The sequence below is a fragment of the Arthrobacter sp. B0427-1-12 genome, assembly GCF_059092905.1.
In genome coordinates, this window is sequence record NZ_JBNHIC010000001.1 from 279152 (window position 1) to 293183 (window position 14032).

Genomic DNA, 14032 nt, shown 5'->3' on the forward strand with positions numbered 1-14032 from the left:
GCAGCGGACTTGTCCTCCACAGGCGGGATGCCTCAGGGATGTGTCCACATGCAGCTGTCCGGCGTTGTCACTCCCGTCGGTCCGGCACCACGCTGGGGACATGGCAGAATCACATTCCTGGCTACCGCAGACCGAACCCGGCGGAGCAGTGCTCATCACGGGATCGGACTATCTCAAGGATGAGGTCGCCCGCATCGCCGCCGCAGCGGCGGTCCCTTTGACGATGCTGCCGAGGCTGCAGGACGCCCACCTGGCTGACGGGCGGATCCTGCTGGTCGGCAGTGACCAGGCCGCAGCCGGCGTCCGGCCAGGGCCGGTGATCCTGATGGGCACGGCGGAGGACGGGGAACGCCTCTGGGAGCTGGCGGCCCGGATGGGCGCAGAGCGGGTTGCGGTCCTGCCGGAGGCGGCCGGCTGGCTGGCGGAACACCTGAGCCGGTCCGCCAGCCGCAGCGTACGGGGAAGCGTTGTGGGAATGGTTGGCGGGGCGGGCGGGGCAGGGACGTCCACGCTGAGCTGCTGGCTGGCACATGCGGCCGGAGAACTGGGGCATCCGGGCTGCTGGTCGACGGTGATCCCTGGGGCGGCGGACTGGAGCTGGCCGTCGGGGCTGAACAGGTCCCGGGGGTGCGGTGGCAGGACGTGGGTTCACTTCCCGCCGTGGACGGCTTCGCGCTGCTGTCCTGGGCTCCGACGGCGGAAGCGCCGCCGGAAGGACTGCCCGCCCAGTCGAGCGCCGCAGCCCGGGCAGTGATGGAGGCGGGCAGCCGCGCGCACCGGCTGACCGTCGTTGATCTTGGCAGGGCCTGGCTGGCCGACCCGACCCTGCTGTCCTGCTGCGACAGCCTGGTGCTCGTCGTCCCCGCCCAGCTGCGGGCCATCATGGCCGGCCGCCAGCTGACCGCCGCGCTCAGTTCGTTGCCGCTTTCCGTTGTCGTCCGGGGCCCCTTCGCGGCGGACACAGATGAGCGTGTGGTGGCCGATGCGCTCGGGCTGCCGCTGGCGGGCCGCCTGCCGCAGCTGCGGGGAGTACGTGCCGCTGCCGACTCCGGCCGGCTCCTGGGCCAGAGCCGGCGGCGACCCGTCCGCCCGCTGACCCGTGCCATCCTCACCGGCCTGCTGGGAGTAGACGAACGGGATGCGGCATGACGGCCGAGGAACTCTCCCAGTGCCGGCGGCGGCACCGTGCCGGCGGGGCGGCGCATCCGCCGGTATCCGGGCCAGTACCGGAGGCAGGCGGCGGCCGTACCCCGCTGGCCGGCGTACCGGAACCAGCCGTGGCCCCGGTGGACCACCAAATGCTCAACAGCATCCGCGAAGCGGTGCTGGCGGAATCGGCACCGGTGACCGGTGCAAGGGTGGCGGCGGCGGTGCAGTCCAGCGGCCGGCTGCTCGGCGCCGCCGGGACCCTGGAGGCGGTTGACCGGGTCCGGCCGAGCTGCAGGGGCTCGGACCTCTGCAGCCGTTCACCCGCGATCCTTCAGTTACGGACATACTCGTCAACGGGGCAGGAGCGGTCTGGATCGACGGCGGACGCGGTCTCGAACGCACGCAGCTGCGTCTTTCGGACGACGGACAGGTGCGCGCCCTGGCAGCCCGCCTGATAGCGGCCGGAGGCCGTCGGCTCGACGACAGCAACCCCTGCGTGGATGTGCGCCTGGACGGGTTCCGGGTCCATGCCGTGCTTCCGCCGGTCTCGACGGCGGGCACCTTGCTGTCGATCCGCATCCGCCGGCCGCAGGTCTTCACTCTTGAGGAACTGGCCGCTGCCGGCGCAGTGGATGACCGCACCGCCGACGTCCTGGCTGCGATCGTCAGGCAGCGGCTGAACTTTCTGATCAGCGGATCGACGGGTTCGGGAAAGACCACGCTGCTGTCCACCATGCTGGGCCTGAGCAACCCAGCGGAGCGGTTGGTCATGGTGGAGGACGCGGCCGAGCTCAATCCGCTCCATCCCCATGTCGTCGGCCTGCAGAGCCGGCACGGCAATGTTGAAGGAACCGGCACCGTTGACCTTGCCGAACTGGTCCGGCAGGCACTGCGCATGCGGCCGGACCGGCTGATCGTGGGGGAATGCCGCGGCGCCGAAGTCCGCGAGCTGTTGGCTGCCATGAATACCGGGCATGCGGGTGCCGGCGGCACCATCCATGCCAATTCGGCCGCAGCCGTGCCTGCGCGGCTGGCGGCGCTCGGGGCGCTGGCCGGACTGGGCAGCGAAGCGCTCAACCTGCAGGCCTCCAGCGCACTGGATGTCGTGATCCATCTTGAACGTACGCCCGCCGGCCGGCAGGTACAGGAAATAACCGTGCTGGAAACCGCCGCGGACGGCTCGCTGCGGGCTGTGCCGGCGCTGGTCAGGGAGACCGCTGGGAGCAGCAGCAGGGCTGGCTGGGCGTCGCTGCGGCAGCTGCTCGACGGGGCGGCGCGGTGAGCTCGGCGCTGGTTGCCGCACTGGCCTTTTCGGCCTGCTGGCTGCTTTTCGCCGGAGGGAGCCGGAGCCGGCTGCTGCCGCTGATGCGGAAGGCAGCAGCACCGCGGGCCGGGACGGAGGAACGGCGCGTGGAACCCGGATCGTCCCCGCGCCGGTTGCCCCCGCCTCGGTTGTTCGGGCGACGCGAAGCCGCGGATTTTCACGAGATGCCGCTCCTGGTCCACCAGCTCACGGCGCTGCTGCGCGCGGGACGTTCCCCGCAGCAGCTGTGGCAGGACGCCCTGGAGGCTTACCGCCCCCGGGACGAAACGGAGCAGACGGCAGCCGGGACCGGACGGGAATTCGCCGAGCGGATCATTCCGGTGCTCAAGGCGGCCCGGCGGGCAGCGGACCTGGGCTACAGCGTCGCCGGAGCGATACGGGCCGCTCAGGGGCAGACCGCTGGCGCCGGCGAGGAGGCAAAGCAATTGCGCCGCATGTGGCTCGACGTCGCGCTGTGCTGGGAAGTCGCGGAACAAAGCGGAGCGCCGCTTGCGGACCTGCTGGCCCGCTATGCCCTGCAGCTGGAAGCGGGACTTGATGCGCAGGCTGCCCGGGATACGGCGCTTGCCGGTCCACAGGCCACGGTCCGACTGCTTACCTGGCTGCCGGTGTTCGGTCTGGGCCTGGGCATCCTCATGGGGGTTGATCCGCTGACTGTCCTGTTCGGAACACCAGTGGGCTGGGCCGCACTGGCAGCGGGTGTGGTGCTGATGCTGGCCGGACGCTGGTGGTCCTCAAAGATGGTCGCCTCTGCCGCCGGCCGGGACTGATCCTGCGGGGGCCGATCCTGCGCGGCCGATCCTTCGGGCCGGCCGCCGGACAGGCGGGACCACAGCCACGGCAGCGGAAGCGACCGCCTGCGCTCGCCGGCGCTGGACAGCCCATGGTTAAAGGAGCAGATATGACCGTATTAATGATGATCCTGCTGGCAGCCGGATCCTGGGTCCTGCTGGCCGGAGGCCGGACGCGGACCCTGGAGCTGCTCTCCCGCAACCGCACCGGGGTGCCGGGCATTTCCGGGGCCCGGAATGCCACATCCGGGCCTGACCCTGGGGCTTCAAGTGCTGGACCGGACAACGGCCAGGCAAAGGCCCCGGACCCGGCGCTGCTGTTGGACCTGATCGGCGCGATGCTCGACGCGGGTGCTTCCCTTGAGCAAGCCGTCGCGATCCTCGCCGAAACAACTGATCCGCAAACCGCCGGACGGCTCACTGCCGTAACCGGTGCATTGTCGTTGGGGTTGCCGTGGGCCGCGGCGTGGCACTTGGCCATCCCCGCCGACACCGGCAACGAGGGGCAGACGCTGGTACTGCTGCGGGACGCCCTGACCTTTGCCGGAACCACCGGTGCGCCCTCGTCCTCGATCCTTTACGCCCGCGCGATGCAGTTGCGCCGCCGCCGGAACCGGGAGGCGGAAAAGCGGGCGGCCGCGCTCGGCGTCAGGCTCGTCATACCGCTCGGCGCCTGTGCTCTGCCTGCCTTCGTTTGCCTGGGCGTCGTGCCCGTTCTGCTCTCGCTGCTGCCCACGCTGGCCTGATACGTGGGGCTGGGTCGCGAGTGGCTGGCTCACGGGCCCGGCCGGACTGGACCTCTACAGGCCCGGTGGATGCCGGACTTATGCAGATCGGACCGCAAGGCCCTTGGGGCGGCCACCGTCCGGCGGCATGGTCGAAGTAGCCGCAAACCGCGGCCCGGAGCTCGGTTCGTTCGGCCATCCGGAACACCGGAGCCCAGAGCACCGGAACTCTGGAACACCGGAGAGCCGAACCACCGAAGCATCGGAAGAACCGAACAGAAGAATCGAACAAAGGAGCAGAAATGTCCGAGACGAACCGCCTTCCCTGGCCGGAGCCGGCAGCTGCGGCACCCGGCGAGCCGGAATCCACCGCTGGCCTGGACCTGACCGGGGCGGCCGTGCACGAGGTCCTCGCCCAGGTCATTCCGCTGCGTCCGCCTGTTGAGGACGATGGGGACCAGTACGACGATGACGAGTACGACCATGATGAGGAGCCGCCCTTCAGCAGGCGGCGCTGGTCGCAGCTGGTCGGCTCCGAGGCCGGAATGGCCACTGCCGAGTACGCCATCGCAACACTCGCTGCAGTCGGATTTGCGGCTCTGCTCGTGGCTGTCCTGCAGAGCGGGGAGGTCCGCGGGATGCTCATGTCCATCATCGAACGCGCCCTGTCGTTCGGCTAGGAGGCAGCCATGCGCCGCATCGTGGGAGGCAGCCGGAGCCAGAACCGGAGCCGGCCCGGATCCCCCGAGGCCGGGACCGTGACGGCGGAGCTGGCAGTGGTCCTGCCGGCCGTGCTGGTTATCCTGGCGGTCCTCCCCGCTGGAGCCGCGGCGGGCACCACTCAGCTCCGGCTCGAGGAGGCAGCCCGGGCCGGAGCCCGTGAGCTGGCCCGCGGGGAGAGCTCGGACGCGGCCGCCGCCACGGTGCAGCGCATCGCCGGTGCCGGTGCGTCGATGACTGTTTCCGGTGAAGGGGACTGGGCTGTCGTGCAGGTCAGCGCAGCCGTCCAGGGCCCTCTCGGGTCCTGGGTGGACTGGCCGCTGACGGCCCAGGCGGTGGCGCGGAGCGAACTCTCCCCGGGAAGCCCCCGGACCGGTGGCAGCTGATGGCGGACACCGACCGGGAAGCCGGGGCAGGAACGGTTCTGGGAGCTGGCCTGGCCATGGTGCTGTTACTGCTCCTCGTCGGAATGGTGCTGGTGGTCCAGGCAGCAGTGGGGGCCAGCCAGGCCGCCACTGCTGCGGACCTCGCCGCGCTGGCCGCAGCCGATGCCGCCCGCGGCATCACCGCAGGAGATCCCTGCTCCATCGCCGGCGAGGTGACGGCCAGCCACGGGGCCTTACTGGTCTCCTGCAGGCAATCGGGAGGCAGCGGAGAAATCGTCGACATCGCGACGGCGGTGGACCTGCCGGCTCCCTGGGTTCCGCTGCAGGCAGATCGCGTGCGGGTCCTCCACCATGAGGTGGCCAGCGGACCGCGGGTCAACGAACGCCGGTTCCGCCCTGCAGGTCCCGCCGCGCCTGGGCGGGCCCGGCGCCGCGTGCCGACTGGGCCAGGAGAGTGTCGATCAGCGTGATGGCTCCGGTCTTGTCCAGGGGGTTGTTCTTGTTGCCGCACTTCGGCGACTGCACGCAGGAGGGGCAGCCGGTCTCGCACTCGCAGGCCGCGATGGCGTCGCGGGTGGCCCGCAGCCAGGTCGGTGCGGCATCGTAGCCTCTTTCTGCAAACCCCGCCCCTCCCGGGTGGCCGTCGTAGACAAAGATCGTCGGCTTCTCCGTGTCCGCGTGCAGTGCTGTGGAGACTCCGCCGATGTCCCAGCGGTCGCTGGAGGCAACCAGGGGCAGCAGTCCGATCGCGGCATGTTCGGCCGCGTGCAGGGAGCCGGGGAACTGGGCAGTCAGCAGGCCGGCCGCGGTGAGCGTCCGTTCCGGGATGGCGAACCAGACGGCCTTCGTGAAGAGTTCGCGGGCTTCAAGGTTCAGCGGCTCCTCGCCCAGGATTTCATTGGAGATGAACGCTTTGCGCTGGAAGGAAACCACCTGCGTGGTGACCTTCACGTCGCCGAAGCAGACCTGCACATCACCCCAGTCCGAGGCCAGTTGGGTCTCCAGCACTTCGATCTGCGTGATGTCGCGGGCCTGGGTGTAATAGTCCGGATTGACCCGCGACACCATCGCGCAATGGTCCTGCTCGTTGAGGTCGTCCACAACGAAGGTCTCGCCCTGATGGACATAGATGGCCCCGGTATGGGCCTGGTAGTGGGCCTGCGGCGCATCCATGGTGCCGAGCAGGGAACCGGTATCGCTCTCCACGATGCTGATGGGCCCGCCGCCGTCCGCGCGGAGACTGACCATTGCGGCCGCGCTTTCCGGGTGGGTCCAGTACCAGCCGGACGGGCGCCGGCGCAGGTATCCCTCAGCCGTCAGCCGCTCGAGCAGGCCGGGCGCGGACGGGCCGAACAGCTCGGTTTCGGCCGGAGCCAGCGGCAGTTCCGCGGCGGCAGCGCACAGGTGCGGGCCCAGGACATAGGGATTGGAAGGATCGAAGACAGTGGCTTCCACCGAGACATCAAAGATGGCTTCCGGATGATGGACCAGGAAGGTGTCCAGCGGATCATCGCTGGCCACGAAGGCGGCCAGTGCATCCTGGCCGCCACGTCCGGCCCTGCCGATCTGCTGGAAGAGGGACGCACGGGTACCGGGCCAGCCGGCCACCAAGACGGCATCAAGTCCGGAGATATCGATGCCGAGTTCCAGCGCCGAGGTGCTGGCGATGCCCAGCAGCCGCCCGGAACGCAGCTGGGCCTCGAGCGCCCGCCGTTCCTCGGGAAGGTAGCCGGACCGGTACGCGGCCACGCGCTGCGGCAGGCTGGGGTGGACCTCGTCCAGCTGGCGCCGCGATATGGAGGCGATGCTCTCCGCGCCGCGGCGGGATTTGATGAAGGCAATGGTCCGTACCTGCGCCGAGACCAGGTTGGTGAGCAGGTCCGCCGTTTCGGCGACGACGGTGCGTCGCTCCCGGGCCCCGTTCTCCCCTTTGAGCTCGGTAAGGGACGGTTCCCAGAAGGCTACGGTTGTCGATCCGTGCGGCGAGCAGTCCCGCGTGACCTCGGTGACCTCGGCGCCGATCAGTCGGCCAAAGGACCGGCCCGGCTCCGAGGAGGTCGCCGAAGCGCCGATGAACACGGGGGAGGCCCCGTAGTAAGCACAGACGCGGCGCAGCCGGCGCATGAGGTTGGCCACGTGCGAGCCGAAGACACCCCGGTAGCTGTGGGCTTCATCGATGATGACGTACTTGAGTCGCCGGAAGAACCGGGCCCACCAGGCGTGGTTGGGCAGGATGCCGAAGTGCAGCATGTCCGGGTTCGCCAGCACGAAGTTGGCATGGTCGCGGATCCAGCGGCGGGCACCCGGGTCGGTGTCGCCGTCATAGGTTTCCGCTCGCACCGTGGGCAGTTTCAGGGACTTGACCGCCGCCAGCTGATCGGCGGCCAGCGCCTTTGTCGGTGCCAGGTACAACGCGACGGAGCCGGTCGGTTCCAGCGAGACTGTCCCGTCCAGGGCAGTGCGGTGGATCTCGTCCAGGGCCGGCAGCTGGTAGGCCAGGGACTTTCCGGACGCGGTGCCGGTGGCAATGATCACGTGCGATCCGGCGTGCGCTGCCTCTGCGGCTTCGACCTGGTGCAGCCACGGCTCGTGCACGCCCAGCATGCTGTAAGCAGTCAGGAGATCCGGGTGCACCCAACCGGGCCAGGGAGCGTGGACGGCCTCGCGGGCCGGAATTTCGCGCACGTGCATGAGCTGCTCCGGCGCCGGGCCCCGGCCCAGCAGCGGAATCAGGGAATCATGAAGTGCCACGCCAGACATTGTGCCACCCGGCAGGGACAATGCTGCCGTGCGCGCGGTCAGGCTGCCTTGGCCCGCAGTTCCAGGACGGAGCCGAGCGCCTCCCAGCCGATCCGTTCATACAGCATCTGCCCCTGTTCGGAGGCGACCAGCAGGTGCTCGCGGGCACCGGCGTCGTAGGCCACGTTGTTCAGCAGGGCCGTGACGGCGAAGCCCAGGCCCTGCCTCCGGTACTGTTCCAGCGTGCCCACATGCTCGGACACCGCGATCGCGCCGTTGACATGGACCATGCCGCGGGCCGCCGGTTCGCCCTCCTCGGTGGTGATGATGACAGTGTGGACCGGACCTTTGGATTCAACCCTGAACCTGAAGCCTTCCGGCAGCTCCACGCCCTTGTCCGCCACCACGGGGAAGCGCATGAACTTCCGGTTGTCGGAGGCGACGACCAACTGCTCCAGGGTGCGGCGGCGGTAGCTGTCCAGCCGGGAGGTGACGATGGTCAGCATCCGCTCCGGATGGCCGGCGACGACATCGATGAGCCGGTCCAGGACTGCATCCTCCGGCTCGGCGGCAAAGAACTCCCACTTCAGGTCCTCTTTGGGGCTCTTGATGCGCACGGCATCCGACTGGTGCTCAAGGGGCAGGCCCTTGATCCCGGCGTAGCCTTCCACCCAATAGTCCATCAGCTGGCTCAGGGAAAACGAATTGTTCACCATTTGAACATACCGAAGAATGACACGCACCGGTCACCACGTACCCTTAAATGCGTGGCTCTTCACCGAATTGTGCTCTATTACGGCTTCACCCCCATCCCCGATCCCGACGCGATCCGGCTCTGGCAGCGCGCGCTGTGCGAGAAACTCGGACTGACCGGCAGGATCCTGATTTCCAAGGACGGCATCAACGCTACGGTGGGGGGCGAACTCAACGCGGTCAAGCAATACGTCAAGACCACCCGCGAATATCAAGCCTTCAGGAACATCGATGTCAAATGGTCCGAAGGCTCGGCGGCGGATTTCCCGCGGTTAAGCGTGAAGGTCCGGGACGAGATCGTCAGTTTCGGGGCACCCGGCGAACTGAAGGTGGACGAAAACGGTGTCGTCGGCGGGGGCGTCCACCTCAAGCCGCATGAACTGCACGAACTGATCGAGGCCAGGGGCGACGACGTGGTGTTCTTCGACGGCCGCAACGCTTTCGAGGCGCAGATCGGCCGGTTCCGGAACGCCGTGGTCCCGGACACCGCCACCACCCATGACTTCATCAACGAGCTGGACTCCGGCAAGTACGACGACCTCAAGGACAAGCCTGTGGTCACGTACTGCACCGGCGGCATCCGCTGCGAGGTGCTCTCGAGCCTGATGGTCAACCGCGGCTTCCGGGAGGTTTACCAGCTCGACGGCGGCATCGTCCGCTATGGCGAGGCCTACAAGGACCAGGGACTGTGGGAAGGTTCGCTTTACGTCTTCGACAAGCGCATGCATCTGGAATTCAGCGAGGACGCCAGAACCATCGGCAGCTGCGTGCGCTGCGAAGCGCCCACGAACAAGTTCGAGAACTGCTCCAACCCCAGCTGCCGGAACCTGCGCCTCTACTGCGCCGCCTGCGCCGCGGTTCCGGAGAACCGGACCTGCCCGGAGGGCTGCGCCGCCTGAACCGGGCCTAGACTGGCTTGCGTGACTGACTTCACCGCTTCCGTTCCCGACGCGCCGCAGAGCCACGATCTTGACTTACTGAAGGCGCTCGCCGCAGACCTGGCCGCCGCCGGCTACACGGTCGACGGTGTGGCCGCGCTGCTCGGCGAGGAAGCCTACGCCGCGCTGAACCGGGACCAACTGGTTCCCGCGCTGCTGGTTGTCCGGCGCGCGCTGGAGGCTCCGGACCCCAGCCCGCTGGCCGCCGTCGTCCAGGTGTGGTTGCTGGGCCAGGACCTGGGCGTGGACCTGGCCGCTGCGGCCTTTCCGCATACCGGCCTGGACGGGCTGCTGGCGCTGGGACTGGTGGAGTCCGACGGCGGTACCTGCCGGGCGGCGGTCGACCTGCGGCCGCATGCGGCCGACGATGCCGGCGCAGACCTGTGGGTGGCCAGCGACCTCGGTGCGCACCAGCGGCCGGGTGTCCTGCGCCGGGACCACGTGCTCGGCATCGGCCAGGCCTCGCTGACGCTGGCCCAGATCACCGTCCGCCCGGAGGTGGGCAGGGCGCTGGACCTGGGCACCGGCTGCGGCATCCAGACCTTCCACCTGCTGCGCCATGCCCGCCACGTCACCGCCACGGACATCTCCGCCCGCGCCTTGGCCTTCACCCGGTTCAACCTGCTGCTGAACGCGCCGGCGCTTGGGATTGACCCCGAACGTCCCGGGGAGCGTGTCTCGCTGCGGCTGGGCAGCCTGCTGGAGCCGGTGGCGGGGGAGTCGTTCGACCTGGTCGTGTCCAATCCGCCCTTCGTCATAACCCCTCGTGTCCAAGGCGAAACATCTCAAGACCAGTTCACCTACCGGGACGCGGGGCTGCCGGGGGACCAGATCGTCTCCCTGCTGGTGGCAGGCATCCCGGGGGTGCTCACTCCCGGCGGCCTGGCGGTCATGCTGGGCAACTGGGAGATCCCCGCCGGGGTGGATTCATGGCAGGCACGGCTGGAATCTTGGCTGCCGGACGATGCCGAGGCATGGGTGATCCAGCGCGAGCAGCTCACGCCGTCACACTATGCGGAGACCTGGCTGCGCGATGCCTCGGAGAACCGCGACCGTGAGCAGTTCGAACGCTCCTATGCGGCCTACCTGGACGACTTCGCCTCGCGGCATGTGGAAACCGTTGGCTTCGGCATGATCCTGCTGCGCAAGGCCGCCCCGGCCGCAGGCCGCAGCCTGCTGCGGCGGTTCGAGGAAATCACCTACCCCATCGAGCAACCGATCGGACCGCACCTTGCCGCCGCCGTCGAACGCTTCGACTGGCTGGCCGGCCACGAAGGAGACTTCGCGGACCAGCACCTGGCCGTGGCGCCCGATGTGACGGAGGAGCGGCACCAGCGTCCCGGTGCCGAGCATCCCGGCGTTATTCTGCTGCGGCAGGGCGCCGGCCTGCGGCGGACCAACCTGATGAGCAGCGAACTGGCAGGCTTCGTCTCCGCCAGCGACGGTGAACTGACCGCCGGACAGATCATCGGCGCCCTCGCCGCGCTGCTGGAACGCGACGATGAGGCGTTCCGCAGGCAGCTGGCGGCGGAGGTCCGCAACCTGGTGCTGGACGGCTTCCTCCTTCCGGCCAATGCGACGTTGGATTAGGCAGCGGCCGCCGGAATTTGCGAAAGTATGGTGAACTAGGCATGCCCACGTCCTCGGGCCCGACAGGTTGGATCCACGTCTGGACAGGGCGCCGCACAACCAGGCCACATAGTTAGCCAGGCAATCAGTTAGTAGGAGTACCGTGCCCACAAAGGCCGCTGCCGCCAAGGCAAAATCCCCGCAGGGAACCGGCAAGAAACTCGTCATCGTCGAGTCTCCCGCCAAGGGGAAAACCATCGCCGGGTACCTCGGCGAGGGCTTCGAGGTTGAAGCCTCCATGGGGCATATCCGCGACCTGCCGCAGCCCTCGGAACTGCCGGACGAGCTCAAGAAGACGTCCGTGGGCAAGTTCGCGGTGGACGTGGAAAAGGGTTTCGAGCCGTACTACGTCGTCTCCCCGGACAAGAAGAAGAAGGTGGCCGAGCTCAAAGCCGCGCTCAAGGACGCCGACGAACTCTACCTGGCCACTGACGGTGACCGCGAAGGCGAAGCCATCGCGTGGCACCTGCTCGAGGTGCTCAAGCCCAAGGTCCCGGTCCACCGCCTCACCTTCCCGGAAATCACCAAGGAAGCCATCCAGCGGGCGCTGCAGGAGATGCGCGACGTCGACATCGCTCTGGTGGACGCCCAGGAAACCCGCCGCATCCTGGACCGGCTCTACGGCTACGAGATCTCCCCGGTGCTGTGGCGGAAGATCAAGCGCGGCCTGTCCGCCGGCCGCGTGCAGTCCGTCGCCACTCGCCTGGTCGTGGAGCGCGAGCGCGAGCGGATGGCGTTCCGGGCCGCGTCCTACTGGGACCTGCAGGGCATCTTCGCCACCGAGGCGGCGGAGAAGTTCCGGGCCAAGCTCGTCGCCCTGGACGGAGTCAAGGTCGCCGGCGGCAAGGACTTCAACGACGCCGGCCAGCTCACCGGCCGGAATGTCGCGCACCTGGACGAGGCGGCCGCCGTCGCGCTTGCCGAAGGCCTGCAGGCTGCGGCGTTCGAGGTCCGCTCGGTCGAGAACAAGCCCTACACCCGCCGCCCGGCGGCTCCGTTCACCACCTCCACGCTGCAGCAGGAGGCCGCGCGCAAACTGCGCTTCTCCGCCCGCGTGACCATGCAGGTGGCGCAGCGGCTGTACGAAAACGGCTACATCACCTACATGCGTACGGACTCGCCGGCGCTGAGTGACCAGGCCATCAACGCCGCCCGCCGCCAGGCCTCCGAGCTCTACGGGCCGGAATATGTGCCTGAATCCCGCCGCATCTATACCGGCAAGGCCAAGAACGCGCAGGAAGCCCACGAGGCCATCCGGCCCGCCGGGGACTCCTTTCGGACCCCGGCGCAGGTGGCCCAGCAGCTGAGGGGCGATGAGTTCAGGCTCTACGAGCTGATCTGGAAGCGCACCGTGGCCTCCCAGATGGCGGACGCCAAGGGTTCGACGGCGTCGGTCCGCCTGGGTGCCATTGCCGCAGACGGGCGGGACGCCGAGTTCGCCGCCTCCGGCACCGTCATCACCTTCCGCGGCTTCCTCGCTGCCTATGAGGAGGGCAAGGACGAGGTCCGCAACGAGAACGGCGAGGCGGCGGAAGCCAAGGAGACGCGCCTGCCCAACCTCAGCGCGAAGGATGCGCTGACCGCCCAGGAAGTCAACGCCGTCGGGCATGAAACCTCGCCGCCGCCGCGCTACACGGAAGCCTCACTGGTGAAGACCTTGGAGGAGCGCGGGATCGGCCGGCCCTCCACGTACGCCGCCACGATCTCCACCATCATGGACCGCGGCTATGTCAAGACGCGCGGCTCGGCCCTGGTGCCCAGCTGGATCGCGTTTTCCGTGGTGCGGCTGCTCGAGGAGCACTTCAGCGACTATGTGGACTACGATTTCACTGCCGAACTGGAGGAGGACCTGGACCGGATTGCCCGCGGCGAAGCCGGCCGGGTGGACTGGCTGGACCGCTTCTACTACGGCGACCGGCAGGACACCGGGCTGCACACGATCGTGGAGGATCTGGGTGAAATCGACGCCCGGCAGATCAACTCGGTCCCGATCGCCGACGGCATCACGCTGCGGGTAGGCAAGTTCGGACCGTACCTGGAGAAGCTCCTGCCCGAGGATGCGCCCGAAGGAACCGAGCCGCAGCGGGCCAATGTGCCAGAGGAGCTGGCACCGGACGAGCTGACGGCGGAAAAGGCCGTCGAGCTGATGAACACCCAGGGCCCGGAGGAGCGGGTGCTTGGCCAGGACCCGGAGACCGGCCGGACAGTCGTGGCCAAGGAGGGCCGCTACGGCGCCTACGTCACGGAGATCATCCCGGAGCCCAGCGCGGAGGAACTGGCCAACCAGCCGGTCGAATACTACAAGAACGGCAAGCCCAAGCCGCCGAAGAAACCGGTGAAGGTCAAGCCGCGCACGGGTTCGCTGTTCAAGTCAATGAGCGTGGACACCGTGACGCTGGAGGACGCACTCAAGCTGATGTCCCTGCCCCGCGTGCTGGGGACCGACGCCGAAGGCAACGAGATCACCGTGCAGAACGGCCGGTTCGGCCCGTACCTGAAGAAGGGGACGGACTCGCGCTCCATCGGCTCGGAGGAGGAGATCTTCACCATCACGCTGGAGCAGGCGCTGGAGATCTACGCCCAGCCCAAGCAGCGCGGCGCGCGGGCCGCCGTGCCGCCGCTGGCCGAGTTCGGCATGGACCCCGTGTCCGAAAAGAAGATTGTGGTCAAGGAGGGCCGCTTCGGTCCGTACATCACGGACGGTGTCACCAACATCACCGTGCCGCGGGATACGTCGCTGGAGGAGCTCACCCGCGAGAAGGCCATCGAGCTGCTGGCGGAGAAGCGGGCCAAGGGGCCGGTCAAGCGGCCGGCGGCCCGCAAGACTGCCGCACCGCGCAAAACAGCGGCAGCCAAGAAGTAGGCGGGCCTGCAACAG

Annotated in this window: 12 protein-coding genes and 1 pseudogene; 11 read left to right on the forward strand and 2 right to left on the reverse strand. The window is 68.5% G+C overall.

The features are described from left to right. The first annotated feature begins 100 nt into the window (after positions 1-100). From AC5RWU_RS01440 to AC5RWU_RS01475, 8 genes and pseudogenes are all read left to right on the forward strand, one after another. Positions 101-754, forward strand: a complete 654-nt coding sequence (locus tag AC5RWU_RS01440) for a hypothetical protein (RefSeq protein WP_494029090.1) — start codon at positions 101-103, stop codon at positions 752-754. Beyond that, a complete protein-coding gene (locus tag AC5RWU_RS01445; RefSeq protein ID WP_494036883.1) occupies positions 643-1149 on the forward strand; it encodes a CpaE-like family protein in 507 nt (168 codons plus the stop codon). The genes AC5RWU_RS01440 and AC5RWU_RS01445 overlap by 112 nt, the downstream gene beginning before the upstream one ends. Positions 1150-1298: 149 nt before the next feature. After that, positions 1299-2431, forward strand: a pseudogene (locus AC5RWU_RS01450) (TadA family conjugal transfer-associated ATPase). Between the two features lie 128 nt (positions 2432-2559). Continuing rightward, positions 2560-3243, forward strand: coding sequence for a type II secretion system F family protein (locus tag AC5RWU_RS01455; protein WP_494029092.1), 684 nt, complete (start codon positions 2560-2562; stop codon positions 3241-3243). Between the two features lie 131 nt (positions 3244-3374). Beyond that, positions 3375-4010, forward strand: a complete 636-nt coding sequence (locus tag AC5RWU_RS01460) for a type II secretion system F family protein (RefSeq protein ID WP_494029093.1) — start codon at positions 3375-3377, stop codon at positions 4008-4010. 281 nt (positions 4011-4291) lie between these two features. Beyond that, entirely contained in the window at positions 4292-4669 is a 378-nt protein-coding gene (locus tag AC5RWU_RS01465; RefSeq protein ID WP_494029094.1) for a DUF4244 domain-containing protein, read from the forward strand. 9 nt (positions 4670-4678) lie between these two features. Beyond that, entirely contained in the window at positions 4679-5095 is a 417-nt protein-coding gene (locus tag AC5RWU_RS01470) for a TadE family type IV pilus minor pilin (RefSeq protein WP_494029095.1), read from the forward strand. Beyond that, positions 5095-5565 carry an Rv3654c family TadE-like protein gene (locus tag AC5RWU_RS01475; RefSeq protein ID WP_494029096.1) on the forward strand — a complete coding sequence of 157 codons (471 nt, stop codon included), beginning with the start codon at positions 5095-5097 and terminating at the stop codon, positions 5563-5565. The genes AC5RWU_RS01470 and AC5RWU_RS01475 overlap by 1 nt, the downstream gene beginning before the upstream one ends. Here the strand turns inward: AC5RWU_RS01475 and AC5RWU_RS01480 are convergent. Together AC5RWU_RS01480 and AC5RWU_RS01485 are read right to left on the reverse strand one after the other, a co-directional pair. Then, positions 5471-7846, reverse strand: a complete 2376-nt coding sequence (locus tag AC5RWU_RS01480) for a DEAD/DEAH box helicase (protein ID WP_494029097.1) — start codon at positions 7844-7846, stop codon at positions 5471-5473. The two genes, AC5RWU_RS01475 and AC5RWU_RS01480, sit on opposite strands and share 95 nt — an antisense overlap. Before the next feature lie 47 nt (positions 7847-7893). Then, entirely contained in the window at positions 7894-8550 is a 657-nt protein-coding gene (locus AC5RWU_RS01485; protein ID WP_494036877.1) for a GNAT family N-acetyltransferase, read from the reverse strand. Between the two features lie 51 nt (positions 8551-8601). On the opposite strand from AC5RWU_RS01485, the gene trhO reads away from it, so the two are divergent. The 3 genes from trhO (at position 8602) to topA (ending at position 14017) form a co-directional block, all read left to right on the forward strand. Next, on the forward strand, positions 8602-9486 hold the full coding sequence (gene trhO, locus AC5RWU_RS01490) for an oxygen-dependent tRNA uridine(34) hydroxylase TrhO (protein WP_494029099.1): 885 nt from the start codon (positions 8602-8604) through the stop codon (positions 9484-9486). 21 nt (positions 9487-9507) lie between these two features. Further along, complete coding sequence (locus AC5RWU_RS01495; protein ID WP_494029100.1) at positions 9508-11115, forward strand: DUF7059 domain-containing protein; 1608 nt, start codon at positions 9508-9510, stop codon at positions 11113-11115. A 142-nt stretch (positions 11116-11257) separates the two neighbouring features. After that, on the forward strand, positions 11258-14017 hold the full coding sequence (topA, locus tag AC5RWU_RS01500; RefSeq protein ID WP_494029101.1) for a type I DNA topoisomerase: 2760 nt from the start codon (positions 11258-11260) through the stop codon (positions 14015-14017). Positions 14018-14032: the final 15 nt, after the last annotated feature.

What these genes read in the sequence shown, in the direction of transcription:
- AC5RWU_RS01440 (WP_494029090.1), top strand. Translation starts at nt 101, where the DNA reads ATGGCAGAATCACATTCCTGGCTACCGCAGACCGAACCCGGCGGAGCA.
- AC5RWU_RS01460 (WP_494029093.1), top strand. Translation starts at nt 3,375, where the DNA reads ATGACCGTATTAATGATGATCCTGCTGGCAGCCGGATCCTGGGTCCTG.
- AC5RWU_RS01465 (WP_494029094.1), top strand. Translation starts at nt 4,292, where the DNA reads ATGTCCGAGACGAACCGCCTTCCCTGGCCGGAGCCGGCAGCTGCGGCA.
- AC5RWU_RS01470 (WP_494029095.1), top strand. Translation starts at nt 4,679, where the DNA reads ATGCGCCGCATCGTGGGAGGCAGCCGGAGCCAGAACCGGAGCCGGCCC.
- AC5RWU_RS01475 (WP_494029096.1), top strand. Translation starts at nt 5,095, where the DNA reads ATGGCGGACACCGACCGGGAAGCCGGGGCAGGAACGGTTCTGGGAGCT.
- AC5RWU_RS01485 (WP_494036877.1), bottom strand. Translation starts at nt 8,550, where the DNA reads ATGGTGAACAATTCGTTTTCCCTGAGCCAGCTGATGGACTATTGGGTG.